General features: G+C 58.0%; 2 protein-coding genes. Both read right to left on the reverse strand.

Annotation, left to right across the window (positions count from 1 at the left end; all coding sequences use genetic code 11):
• Positions 1-294, reverse strand: a 294-nt coding sequence (locus ACNS88_RS17680) for an SDR family NAD(P)-dependent oxidoreductase (RefSeq protein WP_435100651.1), incomplete at its 3' end; no start/stop codon positions are given.
• Positions 291-683, reverse strand: coding sequence for a hypothetical protein (locus ACNS88_RS17685; RefSeq protein ID WP_435100654.1), 393 nt, complete (start codon positions 681-683; stop codon positions 291-293). The genes ACNS88_RS17685 and ACNS88_RS17680, both read right to left, overlap by 4 nt.
• Between the last annotated feature and the right edge of the window lie 255 nt (positions 684-938).

Below are 938 nucleotides of genomic sequence, written 5' to 3' on the forward strand. Positions count from 1 at the left end.
CGACCCGGCCGAGAGTCCGGCGTTGTGAGCGAGGACGTCGATCCGGTCGTACTCGCGTTTCACGGTTGCTGCGAGGGACCGAACGGTGGATTGGGAGGCGAGATCGGCCTGATGGAACGCGATTGTTCCGGCAAGGTCTGTGGACCGTTCTACGAGGATGGCTCCCTTCGACTCGTCGCGGCCGACGACTACGACGGTCGCACCTCTCTTTGCGAGGTCAACCGCTGCCACCTGTCCGAATCCGCTCGTTCCGCCGGTGAGAAGGATCGTGCGGTCGGAGAGGTCATCAGTCATGACTCGTGTCGACGCCGCCGGTACAAAAGCGCGATGAGCACGTACACAGCGCCGATTACCCGGACGCCGTCGGTGAGGTGTTCGTTCCACTCCACTGAATCAGAGTCTTCGTACACGAGCGGTCCCGCGATGTGCTCGTACAGTCGCGGGATGAAAAGCAAGACGGCACCAAAGATTCCGGTGACATTCATTAGCCACGCGTAGTGGCGACCGCCGCGGAGCGCGGCGAGCGTAATGACGATTCCTTCCGCCCGAATCAGGGGACTAAACCACGAATGGACGGTATTTTCTTCAGGGTTCTCGACCGCAATCGCCTCGAATACGTCCACGATCCGATCCGGAACGAGCGTTGTGAGAACGCCGAGCACACCGAGAAACTGTCGTAGCATACGCCGCTCTTCAATCTGACGTAGCTTAAGAGTCGGTGCCAGCAGAATAGACTCTTTACTTTATCATTGCGGCCGCTAAATAACCGCCAGCACCGTCGCAAACATGCGAAGAGATATCAGCGTCTTTCGACCGGTCGAAGCCTACGCGGAGGCCGCCTCTTCTAGAACGCATGGCGTTGTCGCAATCATCTCCTTCTGTATATTCGTCGGAACCATCATTTTCGGATTTGTCCCGGTCACGAGGGAAATTGAGAC

Source organism: Halorubrum shenae (assembly GCF_051194165.1).
In the GTDB taxonomy this organism is placed as follows: domain Archaea; phylum Halobacteriota; class Halobacteria; order Halobacteriales; family Haloferacaceae; genus Halorubrum.

Coding starts and splice junctions, on each gene's coding strand:
- ACNS88_RS17685 (WP_435100654.1), bottom strand. CDS start 683: ATGCTACGACAGTTTCTCGGTGTGCTCGGCGTTCTCACAACGCTCGTT.